Annotated in this window: 17 protein-coding genes; 8 read left to right on the top strand and 9 right to left on the bottom strand. The window is 61.7% G+C overall.

The features are described 5' to 3' along the window. The first annotated feature begins 29 nt into the window (after positions 1–29). The 5 genes from AC56KW_RS12445 to AC56KW_RS12425 all read left to right on the top strand — a co-directional run bounded on the left by AC56KW_RS12445 (position 30) and on the right by AC56KW_RS12425 (position 6,251). Positions 30–1,109 carry a type I restriction endonuclease gene (locus AC56KW_RS12445; protein ID WP_497171042.1) on the top strand — a complete coding sequence of 360 codons (1,080 nt, stop codon included), beginning with the start codon at positions 30–32 and terminating at the stop codon, positions 1,107–1,109. 141 nt (positions 1,110–1,250) lie between these two features. Then, complete coding sequence (locus tag AC56KW_RS12440; RefSeq protein WP_497171041.1) at positions 1,251–1,583, top strand: hypothetical protein; 333 nt, start codon at positions 1,251–1,253, stop codon at positions 1,581–1,583. Positions 1,584–1,751: 168 nt separating this feature from the next. Continuing rightward, a complete protein-coding gene (prsT, locus tag AC56KW_RS12435) occupies positions 1,752–4,529 on the top strand; it encodes an XrtA/PEP-CTERM system TPR-repeat protein PrsT (RefSeq protein ID WP_497171040.1) in 2,778 nt (925 codons plus the stop codon). A gap of 145 nt (positions 4,530–4,674) precedes the next feature. Beyond that, positions 4,675–5,346 carry a GNAT family N-acetyltransferase gene (locus AC56KW_RS12430; protein ID WP_497171039.1) on the top strand — a complete coding sequence of 224 codons (672 nt, stop codon included), beginning with the start codon at positions 4,675–4,677 and terminating at the stop codon, positions 5,344–5,346. 29 nt (positions 5,347–5,375) lie between these two features. Continuing rightward, positions 5,376–6,251, top strand: coding sequence for a ThiF family adenylyltransferase (locus AC56KW_RS12425; protein ID WP_497171038.1), 876 nt, complete (start codon positions 5,376–5,378; stop codon positions 6,249–6,251). Between the two features lie 113 nt (positions 6,252–6,364). Here the strand turns inward: AC56KW_RS12425 and pepA are convergent, their stop codons facing one another. From pepA to AC56KW_RS12380, 9 genes are all read right to left on the bottom strand, one after another. Then, positions 6,365–7,159 carry a flocculation-associated PEP-CTERM protein PepA gene (gene pepA, locus AC56KW_RS12420; protein ID WP_497171037.1) on the bottom strand — a complete coding sequence of 265 codons (795 nt, stop codon included), beginning with the start codon at positions 7,157–7,159 and terminating at the stop codon, positions 6,365–6,367. Positions 7,160–7,353: 194 nt separating this feature from the next. After that, entirely contained in the window at positions 7,354–8,019 is a 666-nt protein-coding gene (locus AC56KW_RS12415) for a class I SAM-dependent methyltransferase (protein ID WP_497171036.1), read from the bottom strand. A gap of 85 nt (positions 8,020–8,104) precedes the next feature. Then, the gene (locus tag AC56KW_RS12410; RefSeq protein WP_497171035.1) at positions 8,105–8,833 is read right to left on the bottom strand and encodes a GNAT family N-acetyltransferase; all 729 of its coding nucleotides are present in this window, start codon (positions 8,831–8,833) and stop codon (positions 8,105–8,107) included. Positions 8,834–8,979: 146 nt separating this feature from the next. Further along, positions 8,980–10,074, bottom strand: a complete 1,095-nt coding sequence (locus AC56KW_RS12405; RefSeq protein WP_497171034.1) for a nucleotidyltransferase domain-containing protein — start codon at positions 10,072–10,074, stop codon at positions 8,980–8,982. Continuing rightward, positions 10,071–10,988, bottom strand: coding sequence for an HprK-related kinase A (locus AC56KW_RS12400; RefSeq protein ID WP_497171033.1), 918 nt, complete (start codon positions 10,986–10,988; stop codon positions 10,071–10,073). Before AC56KW_RS12400 ends, AC56KW_RS12405 begins: the two co-directional genes overlap by 4 nt. Beyond that, the gene (locus AC56KW_RS12395) at positions 10,982–11,323 is read right to left on the bottom strand and encodes an HPr-rel-A system PqqD family peptide chaperone (protein WP_497171032.1); all 342 of its coding nucleotides are present in this window, start codon (positions 11,321–11,323) and stop codon (positions 10,982–10,984) included. Before AC56KW_RS12395 ends, AC56KW_RS12400 begins: the two co-directional genes overlap by 7 nt. Next, on the bottom strand, positions 11,316–11,894 hold the full coding sequence (locus AC56KW_RS12390) for a hypothetical protein (protein ID WP_497171031.1): 579 nt from the start codon (positions 11,892–11,894) through the stop codon (positions 11,316–11,318). The genes AC56KW_RS12395 and AC56KW_RS12390 overlap by 8 nt, the downstream gene beginning before the upstream one ends. A 169-nt stretch (positions 11,895–12,063) precedes the next feature. Then, positions 12,064–12,681, bottom strand: a complete 618-nt coding sequence (locus tag AC56KW_RS12385; RefSeq protein ID WP_497171082.1) for an XrtA/PEP-CTERM system exopolysaccharide export protein — start codon at positions 12,679–12,681, stop codon at positions 12,064–12,066. Positions 12,682–12,857: 176 nt separating this feature from the next. Beyond that, positions 12,858–13,652 (bottom strand): S1 family peptidase, encoded by a 795-nt coding sequence (locus tag AC56KW_RS12380; RefSeq protein WP_497171030.1) that lies wholly within the window; start codon positions 13,650–13,652, stop codon positions 12,858–12,860. A 434-nt stretch (positions 13,653–14,086) separates the two neighbouring features. Here AC56KW_RS12380 and AC56KW_RS12375 point away from each other — a divergent pair, with 434 nt between their 5' ends. Genes AC56KW_RS12375 through AC56KW_RS12365 form a run of 3 tightly spaced genes read left to right on the top strand, consistent with a single transcriptional unit; the run spans position 14,087 to position 18,149 of the window. Continuing rightward, a complete protein-coding gene (locus tag AC56KW_RS12375; RefSeq protein ID WP_497171029.1) occupies positions 14,087–15,619 on the top strand; it encodes an XrtA system polysaccharide chain length determinant in 1,533 nt (510 codons plus the stop codon). A gap of 21 nt (positions 15,620–15,640) precedes the next feature. Continuing rightward, positions 15,641–16,588: an XrtA-associated tyrosine autokinase gene (locus AC56KW_RS12370; protein ID WP_497171028.1), complete on the top strand. Its 948-nt coding sequence runs from the start codon at positions 15,641–15,643 to the stop codon at positions 16,586–16,588. Continuing rightward, positions 16,581–18,149: a TIGR03016 family PEP-CTERM system-associated outer membrane protein gene (locus AC56KW_RS12365; RefSeq protein ID WP_497171027.1), complete on the top strand. Its 1,569-nt coding sequence runs from the start codon at positions 16,581–16,583 to the stop codon at positions 18,147–18,149. The genes AC56KW_RS12370 and AC56KW_RS12365 overlap by 8 nt, the downstream gene beginning before the upstream one ends. Positions 18,150–18,159: the final 10 nt, after the last annotated feature.

The following is an 18,159-nucleotide window of genomic DNA, read 5'->3' as shown; positions in this document are numbered from 1 at the left end:
TGTTCAATTCAGCTTGAAGGAGCATCATCGTGGATTTGATCGACCAGCTCAACGCACTTGCCACGCGCATTCGTGCAACAAAAGACCTTATTCAGACGGAAGAAGCGACAAAGAATGCAATGGTCATGCCCTTCATTCAAATCTTGGGCTACAACGTCTTCGATCCAACAGAAGTTACTCCTGAACTGATTGCCGACGTCGGAACCAAAAAAGGCGAGAAAGTGGACTATGCCATCCTCCGCGATGGCGATCCAATCATGCTCTTTGAATGCAAGAAGTGTGGTGGCGACCTGCATATCAATCACGCAAGTCAGCTATTTCGCTATTTCCATGTCACGGAATCGCGCTTTGGCGTTCTTACCAATGGCCTGAATTACCGCTTCTTTACTGACCTTGAGCAGCCGAACAAGATGGATAACACGCCATTCTTTGAATTCGATATTCTTGACTTCAAGGAGCGTGATGTTGAAGAGCTGAAAAAGTTTGCAAAGTCGAGATTCGATATAGACACCATCCTCAACACGGCCAGCGATCTCAAATATACAAGGGCAATCCAGGAACGCCTGAACGAATGGGTGGCCAATCCTCCGGACGAACTGGTACGCCTGCTGTCCGCCGAACTGCTTGGCGGAAAGCGCTTTACCCCGACACTCAAGGACCAGTTCGCGCAAATCACAAAACGTGCGTTCGAACAGCTGTTAAGCGAGCGCATCAATGTCAGATTAAAAGGCGCAATGGCCGCCGAATTGCCAACGATGTCCGAGCATTCCGCACCGATCATTTCCCATGCTGCGGATGAGCCGGAGGTCGAAACCACTGCCGAGGAGATCGAGGGCCTGCATATCGTTCGCTCGATTCTGCGCGACGTTGTCAGCCCGCGACGTATCGTCATGCGCGATAACCTGAGCTATTGCGCTATCCTTCTGGACGACAATAATCGCAAACCTGTCTGTCGACTGCGCTTCAACAACACGCAAAAACTGGCGGTCGGTATTTTTGGTGCGGACAAGGCAGAGGAGCGCTTTGCACTTGAAGAGATCGATGACCTCTACAGTTTTGCGGATCGGTTGCGCGCAACCGTGTCAATGCACCTGCCAGCCGAGGAATAAGCCGAGCCGGGTTCGCGCATGATCCACATGCATTCTCTCTCCGGGCGACTGGTCAATTGCGTCACTCCAGAAAGATACATCGGTGTCAATCCTCCGTATAGGTCAGTCCACCATATCGGTACAACCAGCAGGAGCGCCGCGATGACCATCCAGCCCGACCAGCTCGCCGAACTGATGCGCGAAGTCGAACGGGAAGACCCGATCGACTTCGCCGACCTGCCCTTCCCCGAGGACGAAATGCGCGGCATCGTTGCCAACCACCTGTGCGAGATGGCGGCGGCGATGGAAAGCTTCAGCGAGGAAGACCGCACACTCACCCTGCTGGCGGTGTCGGCCAAGCTGGTGCTGGAAAACCTGGTGCTGCATGTGCAGCTCTTGCGGCGCCACGGCTTGCCGGTGGGCGACAATGTGGAAGCCCTGCTGCAGCGCTTGCGCCGCGATCCCGGCCTTGACGGCGGCCCGGACCACGGTTGACTGCCGGTATAAAAATTTTTTCAACATCCATGCAACAAGCATGGGGTCACTTTTGCAACAACCGTATTCGTTTGTACACTGGATGAGCTGTTCCTTCAGGTATTATTTGTTGTTGAGGAATTTCGCTTTTCCGGCGAAACGACCGTCTCCACTGCCTGAGGAATCCACATGCCGCGCCATCCTACCAAGCACAAATTGTCCGTCGCCGTCCTGACCGGCGCCCTCCTTGCCGTCGGCCTGGCCGGCTGTAACCGCACCCAGTCGACCGAGACGCTGCTGGCGGAGGCCAAGCAATATCAGCAAAAGGGCGACGTCAAGGCGGCCTTGATCCAGCTCAAGAATGCCGTGGCGAACAGCCCGGAAGACGGCGAAGCGCGCCTTGCACTGGGTACGCTGCAGATGTCCACCGGCGACCATGCCTCGGCCGAGAAGGAACTGGGCCGTGCGCGATCGCTCGGCATCCCGGCAGAACGCGTGCTGCCGCTGCTGGGCCAGACCCTAGCCCAGCAAGGCAAGTTCCAGGAAGTGCTGGAATTGCTGACTCCCGAGGTTGCCGCCAAGTCGGCGCCGATGCTGTCGCTGCGTGGCGATGCGCTGCTGGGCAGCGGCAAGCTCGACGAGGCGAAGCAGGCATATGAAGCGGCGCTGGCCGCGAACGCCAATTCCGGCGACGCCCTGATGGGCCTGGCGCGCCTGTCGGCCGCGCGCGGCGAACGCGATGCCGCCGTCCTCTACGTCGACCAGGCCGTGGCCAAGGATCCGAAGAATCCCGAAGTGTTCATCATGCAGGGCGCGATGCTGCGGTCGATGAACAAGCCCGATGAGGCACTGGCCGCCTATGACAAGGCGCTCGCGCTCCAGCCCGACCACCGCGGCGCCCATATCGAGAAAGCCTATATCGAGATCGCGCGCGGCAAGTTCGACGCGGCGAAGAAGGAAGTCGAGGCGGGGGAAAAGAATGCGCCCGGCAGCCTGCTGGTGGTGTACTCCCGCGGCCTGCTGGAATTCTCGCAAGGTAAATACTCGGTGGCGAAAGAAGCGCTCCAAAAGGTCCTCAAGGTGGCGCCGGATCACCTGCCGAGCGTGCTGCTCGCTGGCGCTTCCGATCTCCACCTTGGCAATATCCAGCAAGCCGAGCTCCACCTGCGCAAATACTTGATCAGCAATCCCAACAATATCTACGCCCGCAAGCTGCTGGCCCAGGCCCAGCTGAAGAACTCGCAGCCGGCCGATGCCGCCGCCACCCTGGCGCCGGCGCTGAAGGATGCGCCGCAGGATGCGCAACTGCTGGCGCTGGCCGGTGAGTCCTATATGCAGGTGCGCAACTTCGACAAGGCCAGCGACTACCTGAAGCAGGCCGCGACCCTGGCGCCGCAGGCGGCCGCCGTGCGTACTTCGCTGGGCCTGTCGCGCCTGGCGCAGGGCGACCAGGCCGGCGCACTCAGCGACCTGCAAATGGCCGCTACGCTCGACCCGAAATCGTTCCAGGCCACCATGGCCCTGGTACAGACCGAAATGAGCTTGAAGCGCTACGACAAGGCGCTGGCCGCCGTCAACGCGCTCGAGAAGCAGCAGCCGGACAGCGCCCAGGTGCAGCAACTCAAGGGCGCGGTCTACATGGTACAGAGCAAGAATGTGGAAGCGCGCGCCGCCTTCGACAAGGCGCTGTCGCTGCAGCCGACCTTCCTGCCGGCGGTGACCAACCTGGCGCGCCTGGACTTGATGGACAAGAAGCCGGATGCCGCCAAGGCCCGTTTCACGGCCTTCCTGGAAAAGAACAAGGATAGCGTCGAAGCCATGACGGCGCTGGGCGAACTGGCCATGGTGCAAAAGAATACGGCCGAAGCGACGACCTGGTTCGAAAAAGCCAACGCGGCCGCGCCGAACGCCACGGCTCCCGCCCTCAAGCTCGGTGCGCACTACCTGGCGACCGAGCAGGCGCCCAAGGCCCTGGCGCTGGCGCGCAAGTACCAGGCCACGCACCCGACCGACCCTGGCGTGCTGGAGCTGCTCGGCCAGTCGCAGGCGGCGAGCAAGGACTTGAACGGCGCGCTCGATACCTACAGCAAACTGGTGAACGTGCTGCCGAAGGCGCCCGGCGCCCAGCTGCGCCTGGCCCAGGTGCAACTGGCGCTGAAAAACGAGAGCGCGGCCGCCAGCCACCTCAAGCGCGCGGTCGACCTGCAGCCCGACTTCGTGCCGGCGCGCCTGATGCAGGCCGAGCTGGCGCTGCGCGGCAAGCGTCCGGAAGAAGCGCTGACGGTGGCGCGCGAGCTGCAGAAAGCGGCGCCCAAGACGCCAATCGGCCATGCCCTCGAAGGCGACGTGCTGATGTCGCAGCAAAAGTTTGCCCAGGCCCAGCAAGCCTATGAAAAAGGGCTGTCTCAGGCGCGCTCGACCGAGCTGACTGTCAAGCTGATGCAGGCCATGCAGGCTGGCGGCAAGAGCAAGGAAGCGCTGGCGCGCGGCCAGGCCTGGCTGGCATCCCAGCCTGACGACGTGCGGGTATCGTTGCTGGTGGGTGAGCTCAACCTGGCGGCCAAGGACTACAAGGCGGCCATCGCCCAGCTCGAGAACGCACAGAAGCGTGTGCCCGAGCACCCGCTGGTGCTGAACAACCTGGCCTGGGCCTACCAGCAGGTGAAGGATCCGCGCGCGCTGGCGACCGCCGAGAAAGCGTACAAACTGGCCAGCGACAGCCCGGGCGTGATGGATACCCTGGGCTGGGTGCTGGTGGAACAGGGCGACACCGCGCGTGGCCTGCCGCTGCTGCAAAAAGCCAGCAGCCAGGCGCCGAATTCGGCGGAGATCCGTTTCCACCTGGCGCAGGCGCTGAACAAGAGCGGCGACAAGGCCGGTGCACGCCGCGAACTCGACAAGCTGCTGGCGTCGAACACCCCGTTCGCCCAGGCCGACGAGGCGCGCGCCCTGCTCAAATCCCTGTAACCGGGATCGTTCGCCGCGGACCATGGCCGGTTCGCGGCGGATTGTTGATTGCACCTTCCGGCCCGCGGCCCGAGGCCCGCGACCTCATCCTATCGAACGCTGGATTTATTGATGTCACGATAAGATACCGTTCTCTCATAAGAGGATGTCTATCGTGGACGACGATTCGTACGGAATCCGGCTTACCGATACTTCGGATGGCCGTAACTCGGCCAGTATGCTGATCAACAGGATGTATGCCTGGCGTGGCTACTCCGGAGATCACCAACCCAGCAACGACCCCAACCGCATCACGCTGACCGCCACCGACAAGGGCGACGTGGTCGGCACGCTCAGCATCGGCATCGATTCCGAGGTCGGCCTGATGGCCGACGAGATCTTCGGCGACGAACTCGATGCCCACCGCCAGCGCGGCGCGAAGCTGTGCGAGTTCACCAAGTTCGCCTTCGACCCCTCGGTGCGCTCGAAAACGGCGCTCGCCAATGTCTTCCACCTGGCCGTGATCTACGCGCGCGACATGCATGGCTGCACCGACATCATCATCGAGGTCAATCCGCGCCATCGCCGCTTCTACGAACGCATGCTGGGCTTTCGCAAGGAAGGTGAGCTCAAGATCAATCCACGGGTCGATGCGCCGGCCTACCTGCTGCGCGTGAACCTGGTCTTCGTCACCGAGCAGATCCGCCTTTTCGGCGGCACCTGGGCCGCCGAGGGCGAGACCGAGGAACGCTCGTTCTACCCTTATTTCTTTTCTCCACGTGAAGAGCGTGGCATTATCAATCGCCTGCTGCGCATGGATGAATCGCATCCTGCATAACGGCCACTTCCCCTATTTCCGAACCGTCAATGAGTAAACCGTTCAACTACGAACAGGCATTTTCACGCAATATCGGCTGGGTCACCCAGGACGAACAACAACGGCTGCGCGGCAAGCGCGTCGCCATTGCCGGCGGCGGCGGCGTCGGCGGCGTGCACCTGCTGACCCTGGCCCGCCTGGGCGTAACGCGCTTTCACATCGCCGACTTCGACAGCTTCGATATCGTCAACTTCAACCGCCAGGTCGGGGCCATGATGTCGACCGTCGGCCAGTCCAAGGCCGAGGTGCTGGCACGCATGGCGCGCGACATCAATCCCGAGATCGAGGTGACGATCTTCCCGGACGGCGTGCACCGGGACAACCTGGACGCCTTCCTGGCCGGGGTCGACCTGTATGTCGACGCCCTCGACTTCTTCGCCTTCGACGCGCGCCAGCAGACCTTCGCCGCCTGCTCCCGACTCGGCATCCCGGCCACCACCGGAGCGCCTCTGGGCATGGGCGCGGCCCTGCTCAACTTCATGCCGGGCAAGATGACTTTCGAGGAGTATTTCGGCTGGGGGGATTTGCCGGACCAGGAAAAGGCGATCCGCTTCGTGGTCGGCCTGGCCCCGGCCGGCCTGCACCGGCCCTATCTGGTGGTGCCAGAGGCGGTCAACCTGGCCGAGCAGCGCGGCCCGTCGACCTTCATGGCCTGCCAGCTGTGCGCCGGCATCTGCGCCACCGAGGCGCTCAAGATCCTGCTCGGCCGTGGTGACGTGCTGGCGGCGCCCTGGGGCATGCAGTTCGATGCCTATCGCAACAAGCTCAAGCGCACCTGGCGGCCCGGCGGCAATCGCCATCCGATCCAGCAGCTCATGCTGGCGGTGGGGCGGCGGCAGTTCGCGCGGATGGCGGCCGGGCGCTGAACGAGTGCTCAAGCGCCGTCGGCGCCAGATACATTGACGCAAAAAAACCACTGCCGGTTTCCCGGCAGTGGTTTTTTTCTACGGCATCAGGCCTGACTGGCAGGCCGTTATCCTCAGGCGGCTTTCTTGTTACGACGACGTGCAGCATACAGGCCCAGCATGCCGAGACCCAGCAGGCCGACCGAAGCTGGTTCTGGCACTTCGCCTGGACGCTGGAACACGACGTCCAGCGAACCCTCGATCACCACGGTATCGGTCGGGGTGAAGTTGTTCAGCTGACCCGACTGGAACGACAGCGTGTAGAACGGGTTCGGTGCGACGAACACCGTCTTGCCGAAGTCGGTCAGGGAGAACGAGGTGGTCGAACCAAAGCTGCCGCAGTTGATGCCGGAACCATCCGGATTCAGCTCGCTCTCGCAGGTGCTCAGGTATGGATTGAGCGTGCCTTCGCCAGCCAGTGGCTTGCCGGTTGCCAGCAGGCGGTCATCGCCATTGTCAGCAAGGGTGAAAGCGCCACTGCCGGTGCCTGGTGCAGTACGCTTGGTGTTGTTGTCCAGATCCAGGTACATGTTCAGATCGCCAGTGCTTTGGCTGAACAGGAAGGTGGTCACATTATTGCTGGTCGAATAAGTGCCTTGTGCGGTGTACGTTGCATACATGCTGTACAACTCGCCCAGCCCAGTGCTTTTCGCGCCCGAGAACTGACCCGCATCCCAGTACAGCGATACGTTGAAAGTGCCATCATCGTTGAAAGTAGCAACTTCGGTGTAGTCACCGATAATCCGGTCGGACGTGAAGTTACGACCTTCTACATCGACCGTGAATGGGCCTGCGTTGGCATTGGCCGCGCCGAAAATCGAAGCGGCGGCGATCGAGCAAGCAATAATGGACTTCGAAACTGCGTTCATCTTGGATCTCCTGAGTTGTAGGGTTCATACTTCGCACCCTTGGAGTAAGCAACTACCATGCCAGGACAATCGGTTTCTTATAAATCAAGGACTTATAGAAATATTTCATGATAAAAATAATAACACTGTAAAGAAGGCCGACACTTGATATGTAACGTTGTCGGCACATTCCTACAAGACCATATCGTTTTCTACTACAGAGGTTTCCGTACCACTACATTCCAGGTGTTTCCGGAAACAAATTCGCTTGCTATTTCATATCCAGCTGCCAACATTTTCGAACGGATTTCCTCAATATGAAACGGGCTATACAGGATCCCCTTGCGAATACCCCATTCATTGATCTTCTGCGCCGCCCAGCGAAGCGGCGCGAGCCCGCTCGGATACAGCAGTACATTGGCCGCCAGCGTGCCGCCCGGCTTGAGTACGCGCAGGATATCGCGCAGCGCGCCGTCGACCGTCGGGAAGCAGTGGATCGAGTTGGCGATATTGGCGGTGTCGAAGCGGTTGTCGGCGAACGGCAGCTGGGCCGCGTCGGCATGCTGGACCTCGACTTGCGGATTGTTACGGAAACGATGGCGGGCCCCGGCCAGCATGGAGGGTGCATAGTCGATGCCGGTCACCTTGACCGGCGCGAGCTTGCGGCGGCGGCGCCAGTTCAGCACCATCTCGAGCAGGGTGCCGGTGCCGCAAGCGACCTCGAGGTGATCGGGTCCGAAATTGGGCCCGAAGAAGCGCATCTGGGTGCCGATGGTGCTGTTGTAGGCGAAGGTCAGAATGAAAAAGCCGCGCAGGTCATACCACCATGGTTCGGATGAATAGGCTTCGGCGATTTCATCCCTGGTCTTACCGGTCGTCATGGAGCGTCCTTGTTAGTCGAATGAAGTAGAGCGGGAAATATAGGTGCTTAATGCCAAGCGGGCAAGCGATGCCCGACAACTGCCTTTAACCCAGCAGCCGCAGGCGGTTGACGATGCCGGCCTCTTCGCGCGGCGAGAAGAACCAGGGAAACAGCGAGCGCTCGCCCACCGCTTTATCCTGCATGCCGCCCCACTTCGCCACCTGTTCGGTGCCATAGGCGGTATCGACGCGCAGCAGGACCGCTGGCGCCTGCACCCGTGGATTGGGACGCGATTCGCACACGGTCTGGAAGCCGAGCATGGCTTCGTAGAAGCGGCGGTGGCGCGGATTGACTTCGATAAAGATATCCTTGCAATCGTTCAGGTCGCGCGCATAGATCAGGGCCACGTGGAACAGCGAGGCCAGCACCGCCTTGGACTTGACCGCCGGATCCACCGCCAGCTTGGTGATCTCGCATACCCGGCCGGTTGCGCGGCGCACGTCGATGCAATCCCTGAACACCTGGTCGGCCAGCAGCCCGACGTCCGAATCGATTCCCAGGCTCAGAGTGCCGAACACTTGGCCGTGGTCGGAAGCGGTCAGGGTAATGCGGTTTGGATCGCTGTGCACCTGATGGTTACCGCTGTAGCCGCGCCAGGAATACATCTTACTGATGAGCATGCTGGCGGAATTGCGCTGGGAATCGATATCGGCCGCGCGGATGCCGAAAACGCGCTCGTTGATGGCGACGTCGATAATGCTGGGCACGTCTACGGCCGCACCATCACCATCCAGACCGGCGCAGAGCGACGCCGGCGTCAAAGTCTCGATCATGGTCATTCTCCAGGCAGACCAGCGCGTCATGCGCCGGCGAAATCCTGATCATCATAGCATCGAAAATTACAATTTATCAATTGTATTACCTAAAAGTATTTAACTTTTTGACATTTTGGGCATGCCGTTGTCAATGACGATAGCAGCTAGGCGCGCTCTGCCACGCGCGGCGACAGGAATGCTTTGTGAAATAAGTGGCGTGTCAGCAACAAGGGAGGCATGCGTAGCCAGTTTCCGCGGATATAGAGTGCCAACATGGCAGCGCCATGCAGGCGATCGCGGCAACTCGGATGGGCCGGCAGCAGGCTGCGCATGAACAGGGCGTCCATCAGCGCCAGCTGGGGCGCCGGCGGACGGCCGCGCTGCGCGGCCTCGAACGTGGCCTGCGGTATCCGGCTGCCCAGCAGGCGGCTGGTATAGCGCAGCGCGTAAAACAGGGGGCGGCAAAGCTCGAGTTCGGCCGCACGCGCCGGCAATCCCGCCCACAAGGCTGGCTCGGCGTCGAAGCGGCGCATCAGGCGGTGCAGGTCGAACAGGTCGCGCAAGCCGTGCTCGAACTCGCCGTCGGAAAACAAATGCACGGCACTGTGCAGGAAGATATCGTGGGCCGACAGCATCCATACACCATCCTGGCCAGGAATGGGCACGGCGGCCGCGCGCAGTTTGTCGGGATCCGGACGGACGGCCGCCGTTTCCGGCAAGATCGCATGGTGCACGTCGATGGTATTGCCACGGCGCACATGCACCATCGGTGGAATCTCATGCATCCATTCACGGTAATACCGCTGGTCGTAGGGATCGTGGTGGGCGCTGGCCCAGCCATGCAGCATCAGCGCGGCCTCGACTTCATCCAGGCGCGCCTTGGGCACCAGGATGTCGATGTCAGAGAACAGGCGCCCACGTCCGGCATCCAGGCCCGCCATCGCGTAGGCCCCACCCTTGAGCAGGATCAGTGGCACATCGAGCTCCGACAAGGCCGCGCGAATGCGCGCCACTTCGTAGCGCACGCCGCGTGCATGGTTGCCGGCCGCCAGGCGGGCCCACTCCAGGTGCGCGCGCGGGGCGGCGGGAACCACGTCCAGCAGCCCGCCGTCTTCCAGCAGGTACAGCAGGCTCACCAGCAGATCGGCGTTGCCGGCCTGGCGCAGCAGCAAGTCCCAGGCAGCGGGATCGAGGCCTCCGGCCGTCGTCGGGTCGCGTAACACGCGTACCAGGAGCGGTAGCGACGCCGGCGTCGTCATGCTGCCTTCCCGACCAGCCTGTCGAAGACCGCTATCGCTTCGTCGAGCTTGCTGTAGCGGAACGCATAGCCCGAGGCATGCTCCGTCAGGCCGGCCAGTGTCGCAAAGCCCCGGGCGCCGAGAAGAGTGTAATTGAAGGAATTGTCTGCCACGCGCATGAACGCGCGCGCACGCGGCATGGGCTCGAGCACGGCAGGCGCATCGGATTCCCACTGGGGAAACACGATCGCATGGGGCATGGCAGCCTCACCGGCGCGACGAATGCTGTCGGCCGGTGCACGCAGCAATCCGACCGTGCCCTTCATGGTGCCATGCACGATCGACCCGAACACGGCATCGGGGGCGAACGCGCGGATCACATCGATCGAGCGGTTCTTGAGGCTCACCGGACGCGGCACGGGAACCAGCAGGCCGTCGTCATGCCGCACCAGGGTCAGCTCGTCCGACAGCAGGCGCCAGCCGCGACAGACCAGGGCCGCGCACAGGGTGCTCTTACCCGAACCCGGCGGCGCCGGCAAGATGATGGCGCGTCCGTTCTTTTCGATCACCGCGGCATGGATGATCAGGTAGCCGTGAGCGCGGTTCGATACGCACCAATTCATCATCCACTCGCAAAAGGGCTGGGCCTGCGCGACCGGCAAGGGCTTGAACGGCTGCGTCCCATCTTGCTGGAACCGGACCTGGGGCCGCCACCAGCGGCGAATGCCGCCGGGCTGGCGCAAGTCGAGATGGAAATCGGCAAAGCCGCCCGCCGGGCACAGCGGATAATCGCCATACAACGAGGCCAGCCCCGCCGCCAGGTGCGGGATATTCGAGTGGATGCGGTTGACGAACGGACCGGTCTGGAAGTCGAGGCCCGGGCCGCCCAGGCGCGCGCGCAACTGCGCCGGCGTCAGGGATGACAGGGTCAGCATGGTTCGATCAGGTCGAGCGCGTGAAGGTCGGCCAGCAAGGCGGCCAGTTGCGCGTGATCGACTGACGTCTCACCGGCTTCATCGCCCCTGGCGCTGTTGACGCCGTTGTCGCGATCCTCGGCTATCTCGGCCGCAAGCGCCGATTTCAGCGCCGCCGCCAAGCCTGGGATCGCGTCGGGCGCTTCGGCAAGCCGCTCTAGCAGCCAGACGGCAGTCGACGACAGCAGATGCGTGGCCCCGGATAAATCGTTGAACAGGACAGCCTCGCCGTCCCATTCGCGCCGGTTCAGTCGCTGGCCAACGGCTACCTGCCAGCGATGGCGCGCTTCATGCAAGATAGGTGTTTTCCAGGTATTTGCGCACCTGACTCGGGGTCCAGTAGACATTGCGCGCCGGGGAGTAGGCCTGGCCGCTCTGCATGGCGGTCCACATCTGGTACAAGGTCTTTTCGTCCAGGACAGTCACGTAACCAGCCAGGATATTGAAATAGGTCGTGGCAACAGCGCCGCCGACAAATTTGTAGAATTCGTCGTCAGGGGTATCGTACCCTTTCAGGATATCGATCAGCTTTGCCTTTGCATATTTTGCATCCATGCCGCACCTGAACAGGGCGCCGAACTCGATCTCCTTCGAGCATGGCCAACGACGCGATTTTTCGCACCAATAGCTTGGAGGCTGCCCTTCGCAACGTCCTTTCTCGACGTAGTTGCTGTTGCCACCATGCGACAGCGACGCAGCCGATGGTGCAACGCATCGGTAGTTGGTCGCCAAAGCAACCCTGCTTTCGAGCGTCAGCAAAACACCCGCAGCGCCGATGCCGGCTTTCCCGAGTCGACGGCGGCCCGCGTTCGCTACCGGCGGCAGCGGTGCCACCATTTCGTCATGCGGATATTGTTCGGTAGACATGTTTTTATTCCCTAGGGTGGCGTTTGGCGCCTACTTCAGGCAGCAATTACTATGCCAGAATTTCGATTAGGAAAAATCCCTTATGAAACAAGCATATATCTGAACGCATAATGGCACGATCCGGACTTACTGTCAGCGTGCTTTGACCATCTGTAAAAAAAATCGACAGTCAGAAGTAGCTTTCCGGAATGACCAGAACGTCGCCCGGACGCATCATCATGTTGGCAGAGATATCGCCGTCCTTGATAAGGTCGTCAAGCCGCACGGTGAATTTTTCTTGTTTCCCATCAATGGTACGAACAATGCTCGCTTTATTGCCCGCAGCGAATTCGGTTACCCCGCCGACAGCAATCAGAACATCCATTAGGGACATTTCACGACGATAAGCCAAGGCTTGAGGACGGGCGGCCTGACCGATGACACGGATCTGGTCGCCGAAATTGCCCACGAACTCGGTGATCACGACCGTCACGACCGGCTGCTGGATGAACTTGGCCAATGCCGCTTCGATATCGCGCGCCAGCTGGGTCGAGGTCTTGCCAGCGGCTGGCAAGTCTTCGACCAACGGCGTGGTGATCTTGCCGTCAGGGCGCACCGGGACCGACATCGATACCTCGGGATTACGCCATACGATGATGTTGACCGAATCGCCGGGGCCGATCAGGTAATCCGGGTTGATCGGCGCCAGCGCCGCCGCAGGTGGCGCTGGTGGTGTGCTGCAGGCGCCCAGTAGCAACAGGCAGGCGATCGCACCAGCTTTGGCCATGGTATTGGTCAGATAGCTCATCTTGCTCACGTTCACTCTCCTTCACGCCGTGGCACAGCACATCCGCGCACCACTTGCTTGTTAAAAATTGTTATTTCACCATCAAACGGCGGTTATTGTATATCAGAGTCTTTTAGGAAACCCTGCGCACGCGTGAATTTGTTGCAACAAACGTAAACGCTTAAGTGCGACCACAGCTACTGCGTACGCCGCAGCAGCGCATGGACATGACGCGCCGGGATCGCGTACGTGATGCCGCTCGGATTAGTAATGGCATTTTCCTTCAATCCCTTAACAAAGACCATGTTAATTACTGCCAGCACCACACCAGTCTCTGGGTCGTATACCGGGCTGCCGCTGTTGCCTGGATAGGCTGTGCCGTCGAGCTGGTAGATCGTGAACGGCGCGCGTTGCAACTGTGCGATCGCACGCGCATCGAGCTTGCTCGCATTGAGCGAGGGGCGCACGATAGGCGTGATGGCCGCCAGGCTGGCGCGGTGAGTAGCCGGGTACAGGCCGAGGACCATTCCGAGGGGGAACCCGGTGAACGCGAGTTCCTGGCCTTCGCGCGCATCGTCCTTCTCGGCCAAACGCAATGCCGGCAGCGGCGCCCCGCTCAGGCGCAGGTGGGCCAGATCGTGATCGCGGTCAACAGCGACAACGGTCGCGGGACGGAACCCCACCTCGGCGCCATTGCTGATCTTGATCACCACGCCCAACGTCTCCTTGCGCGCACCATCGAGCATATCCGGCACCACATGAGCATTCGTGATGACGCTCAAGCCGTCGCCGACCACGAATCCGGTGCCCGAAAATGCCACTGCCGGGCTGCGCGTCTGCAGATGGGTGCCAACACCGACGACCGACGGCTTGACCAGCGTGACCGTCTCAGGCAACGAAGCGGCCATAGCTGGAGGAAGGGCGACTATGAAAGCAGGTGCCAGCGCGAGCCAGAGACCGGAGAGCCGGCTGATACTGAGTTTGTGTTTCATAAGGTGTTCATATTGATCGAGTACATCTTCTAGCACAGTAGTCCAATCGTGCAAGGCATTTCAGAAGTAAGACATTAAAATAACGTTGCTTTACTGTAGGAAATTTATTATTTGCAACATACGGGTGTTTGCAGGCATGCTTGCCTGGCCTTCCGGCCCGTCGGCCCATGAAATGGGGGCGTTACAAAGTTTCGCAAATTGCAATAAGCAAAAACCTGTGTTGTTTGCGATAATGCAACGTTACAAGCATACGAAGCCGAGTATTGTTGTTTGTTCTGTTGTTCCACGGAATATGTGTTGTAGAGCGATTGGATTACCAACGGTATTTGCTGCTTTTGCTACCGCGCAATTGCAATTGCACACACTACAAGCGATCATGCAGGATGTTTATTTGACCGCGTCCGGCAACGGACCTTGACTGGCGAGACCAAAAGATGGCCGAAATCATAGCCTTGATTCTAAATTTCCTCAAAGCACTTGGTAAGTACCGTTGGCACGCGGTCGTCATTACCTGGATAGTCGCGATCGCGGGCTGGATCGTCGTGCTCGCGCTGCCGAACCAGTACGAAGCCTCGGCACGGGTCTATGTCGACACCCAAAGCATCCTGCGTCCCCTGATGGCCGGCATGACCACCACGCCACCCATGGAACAGCAGGTGCTGTTCATGCGCCGCACTCTGTTCAGCCGCCCCAACGTGGAACGCGTGGTGCGCGAACTCGATCTCGACGTCGGAGCCAGGACCCCCAAGGAGTTCGACAAGATCGTCGATGAGATGATCGCGACCATTAGAATGGCGGGCACCGAGCGTGACGATATTTACACCATTGCCTACACGGCGCCCAGCGCAAAGCAAGGCCGCGATGTGGTGCAAGCTTTCCTGACAATCTTCGTCGAAGGCAGTTTCAGTGGCAAGCGCCAGGATTCCGAGAAGGCGGTCCAGTTCATCGAAGACCAGATCCGCAATTACGAAGAACGCCTGGCCACCGCCGAAAACTCGCTCAAGGAATTCAAGATCAAGCACATGGGCATGCTGCCCAACGAGGGTGCAGACTACGGCGCGCGCATGATGTCCACCACCGAGTCGCTGAACCAGGCGCGACTGGAGTTGGCCGAAGCCGAGCAGGCGCGTAACGCGATCCGGCGCCAGATCTCGGGCGACACCCGCAGCGCTCCCGGCCGGCGTGCACTGCCGATCCTGACCGATCCGGCGCTCGACGAGCGCATCGCCAACGTCAACAAGACGCTCGACTCCCTGCGCACCCAATACACCGAGCAGCATCCCGACATCGTCGCTAACCGCCGCCTGCTGGAACAACTGCTGGCGCGCAGAGCCGACGAGGCGAAGAATGCAAAACCGAGCGCTGACCCCGGCGCCAGCTATAGCCCCATGCTGCAGCAGCTGAACGTGGCGCTGTCGGAGGCCGAAGCGCGCGTCGCTTCGCTGCAGGCGCGGGTGAGCGAATACAGTGCGCGCGCGGCCAACCTGCGCGGCCAGAGCGCCCAGGTGCCGGAAATCGAAGCGAAACTGGCCCAGCTCAACCGCGATTACGAAGTCAATCGCGAGAATTACCAGAAACTGGTCGAGCGCCGCGAGTCGGCCAAGCTGTCGGGTGACCTGTCGTCGGCCACCGACATGCTCAGCTTCCGCGTGATCGATCCCCCGCTGGCCCCGATCACCCCGTCCGGACCGAACCGTCTTCAGCTGTTCACCGCGGTGTTCATCATTTCACTCGCGGCCGGCCTGGCGGGTGCATTCCTGCTGAGCCAGCTACGCCCGACCTTCCTGAGCCAGGTGGCGTTGCGCGAGGTCACCGGACTGCCGATCCTGGGTTCGGTCAGCATGAACTGGACCGCCGAGCAGACGGTGCGGCGCAAGCGGCGCCTGGTCGCCCTGGCCGCGTCGGTGCTGCTGTTGTTCGGCGCCTATGGCGCCGGCCTGACGGCCATCCTCGTGCTTCCCCTGTAAGGCTGTCGTGAAGGAGCGAATGTGAGCATTATCGAAAAAGCGGCCAGCCGCATCGACCAGCAGCGTCAAGCCGCTGCCCCCGCCAGCGCCGGCCAGGCCGAGCGCGACGCCATTATTGCCGTGGAACACAACACGGCCCCGGTAGCGGCCGACGCCGGCCATGCCGTACAGCCCTCTGGCTCCGCCGTTGCCGGCGTCGAGGCACCGGTCACCGCAGCCCCTGCCAGCCCTGCGCGCCAGGGCCCGCGCCGGGTCCAGCTCGACCTCGCGCGCATGCGCGACCTGGGCATGGTGACCGCGGCCGGTGGCCGCACCAACCTGCTGGAAGAATTCCGCGTCATCAAGCGCCCGCTGCTCAAGCGCGCCTTCGCCGAGCGGACGCCGGGCAAGAACCCCGGCAACCTGATCATGATCACCAGTTCGCTGCCCGGCGAAGGCAAGACCTACAGCTCGATCAACCTGGCGATGAGCATCGCCATGGAACTGGACCATACCGTGCTGCTGGTCGACGCCGACGTGGCGCGCCCGTCGGTCATGCGTACCCTGGGCCTGCCGGCCCAGCGCGGCCTGATGGACATTCTGGTGGACGACAGCCTCGACGTCTCGGATGTGCTGCTGCGCACCAACGTCGATACCTTGGCGATCCTTCCGGCCGGCACCAGCACCCCGCAGGCCACCGAATTGTTGGCTAGCTCGACCATGACCGCCCTGGTCAACGAACTGGCGAACCGCTATCCCGACCGCGTGATCATCTTCGATTCGCCGCCGCTGCTGCTGACCAGCGAGTCACGCGAGCTGGCCAGCCACATGGGCCAGCTCGTGGTCGTGGTGGAAGCCCAGACCACTACCCAGCATGCGGTGAAGGAAGCGCTGCAGCGGCTGGAAGGCTTCGACAACGTCAATCTGATCTACAACAAGACCCGTGACCTGCCCGGGATCGAAGAAACGTATGACTATCACTATGGCTGAATCCCGGCGGACGCGCCGCATCCCGCGCGCGCTGCCACGCCTGCTGCCGTTGGCGGCGGCCATGCTTGTTGCAGCGCCCAGCAGCCACGCCCAGTGGGAAGTCGTCCCCGCGATCGGCCTGCTCGAAACCTATACCGACAACGCCGACCTGCGTGACGATGATCTGGCCAGCGCGCAGTGGATTACCGAGTTGCGTCCGTCCCTGTCCGTGACCGGCAAGACCCGACGCCTGAAAGTCAATGCCGCCGCTAGTTGGAGCCGCTTCGCCTACAGCGACAAGGAAGAGGTAAACGACCGCATCGACAGTCAGCGCACCTATGCGGCCGACCTGCAGGGCACGCTGGTCGACCAGATGCTGTACGTCGATGCCTCCGCCAACCGGAGCCGGCAAAATATCCTGCCTTTCGGTCCCGGCGCGCAGAGCACGCCCTTTTCGAACGCGAACCAGACCGAGGTACGCAGCTGGAGCGTCAGCCCCTACCTGGTGCGCCGGCTCGGCCGCGACGCCACCATGCAACTGCGCTATACGCGCGATTCGGTCGACTCGGGCCTGAGCAACCTGTTCGGCAGCAGCACCGGCGACACCGTCCTGCTGAATCTGGCCAGCGGCGCCGAATTGCGCGCGCTCGGCTGGGGGCTGAACTACATGCTCCAGGAAGTCGATAACCGCCTGGTCGGTGCATCGTCATCCGAGACCGTGGCCGGTTCGCTGCGCTACCAGTTCTCGCGCACCTGGGCCGCGACGGCGACGGCCGGCCACGACCGCTTCGACTTCGAAGGGCCAGGCGGCAAGACCGCGGGCCGCAACTGGTCGGTCGGCGGCGCCTGGACACCGAGCACGCGCACCAGCGTGCAGGCCTCGGTCGGGCGCCACCTGTACGGCAAGACCGGATCGCTGTCGGCGACGCTGCGCGCCCGGCGCCTGGTGTGGGACATCCAGTACGGCGACATGATCACCTCGTCGCGCTCGCAATTCTTGCTGCCGGCCGCGATCGACACCGCCGCCATGCTGGATCGCCTGTTCAACGGCATGATCGCCGACGCCCTCGAGCGCGAGCGTGCGGTTGCCGCCTACATGCAGGCCAATGGCTTGCCGACCAGCCTTGCCAACGACGTCAATTACCTGAGTAACCGCTATGCGCGCGACAAGCAGTTGCGCGCCTCCGTGGGTTGGCGCTCGGCGCGCGCCACCGCGCTCGTGAGCGCCTACCGCAGCGAGCGCCGCGCCGTTTCCGACCAGCAGAGCGACAGCCCCTTGCTGGGCAGTTCGCTGTCCTCGCTCAACGACGACGTGCGCCAGCACGGCGGCAGCCTTGCCCACACCTACCGCCTGAATGCACGTTCCTACCTGCAAAGCGGCGCGGACTACCGCTATTCCGAGTCGCTCACCACCGGCCTCGAATCGAGCGAACGCGTGTTCTATGTGCGGCTCAACCAGGATCTGGGCCGCAATGTGCGCGCCAGCCTTGAAGCGCGGCGACGCAACGGCGACACCGGATTCGAAGGCCGCCGCGACTACACCGAAAACGCCGTGATCGCCAGCCTGACCATGACGTATTAAGCGAAGAGAG

It is taken from the genome of Telluria sp. RT2P19, assembly GCF_059685725.1.
The sequence above is the reverse complement of the archived record's forward strand: the minus strand, read 5'-3'. Positions and strand labels throughout refer to the sequence as shown.

Coding starts and splice junctions, on each gene's coding strand:
- AC56KW_RS12440 (WP_497171041.1), top strand. CDS start 1,251: ATGACCATCCAGCCCGACCAGCTCGCCGAACTGATGCGCGAAGTCGAA.
- prsT (WP_497171040.1), top strand. CDS start 1,752: ATGCCGCGCCATCCTACCAAGCACAAATTGTCCGTCGCCGTCCTGACC.
- AC56KW_RS12430 (WP_497171039.1), top strand. CDS start 4,675: ATGTCTATCGTGGACGACGATTCGTACGGAATCCGGCTTACCGATACT.
- AC56KW_RS12425 (WP_497171038.1), top strand. CDS start 5,376: ATGAGTAAACCGTTCAACTACGAACAGGCATTTTCACGCAATATCGGC.
- pepA (WP_497171037.1), bottom strand. CDS start 7,159: ATGAACGCAGTTTCGAAGTCCATTATTGCTTGCTCGATCGCCGCCGCT.
- AC56KW_RS12415 (WP_497171036.1), bottom strand. CDS start 8,019: ATGACGACCGGTAAGACCAGGGATGAAATCGCCGAAGCCTATTCATCC.
- AC56KW_RS12410 (WP_497171035.1), bottom strand. CDS start 8,833: ATGATCGAGACTTTGACGCCGGCGTCGCTCTGCGCCGGTCTGGATGGT.
- AC56KW_RS12405 (WP_497171034.1), bottom strand. CDS start 10,074: ATGACGACGCCGGCGTCGCTACCGCTCCTGGTACGCGTGTTACGCGAC.
- AC56KW_RS12400 (WP_497171033.1), bottom strand. CDS start 10,988: ATGCTGACCCTGTCATCCCTGACGCCGGCGCAGTTGCGCGCGCGCCTG.
- AC56KW_RS12390 (WP_497171031.1), bottom strand. CDS start 11,894: ATGTCTACCGAACAATATCCGCATGACGAAATGGTGGCACCGCTGCCG.
- AC56KW_RS12385 (WP_497171082.1), bottom strand. CDS start 12,681: ATGAGCTATCTGACCAATACCATGGCCAAAGCTGGTGCGATCGCCTGC.
- AC56KW_RS12380 (WP_497171030.1), bottom strand. CDS start 13,652: ATGAAACACAAACTCAGTATCAGCCGGCTCTCCGGTCTCTGGCTCGCG.
- AC56KW_RS12375 (WP_497171029.1), top strand. CDS start 14,087: ATGGCCGAAATCATAGCCTTGATTCTAAATTTCCTCAAAGCACTTGGT.
- AC56KW_RS12365 (WP_497171027.1), top strand. CDS start 16,581: ATGGCTGAATCCCGGCGGACGCGCCGCATCCCGCGCGCGCTGCCACGC.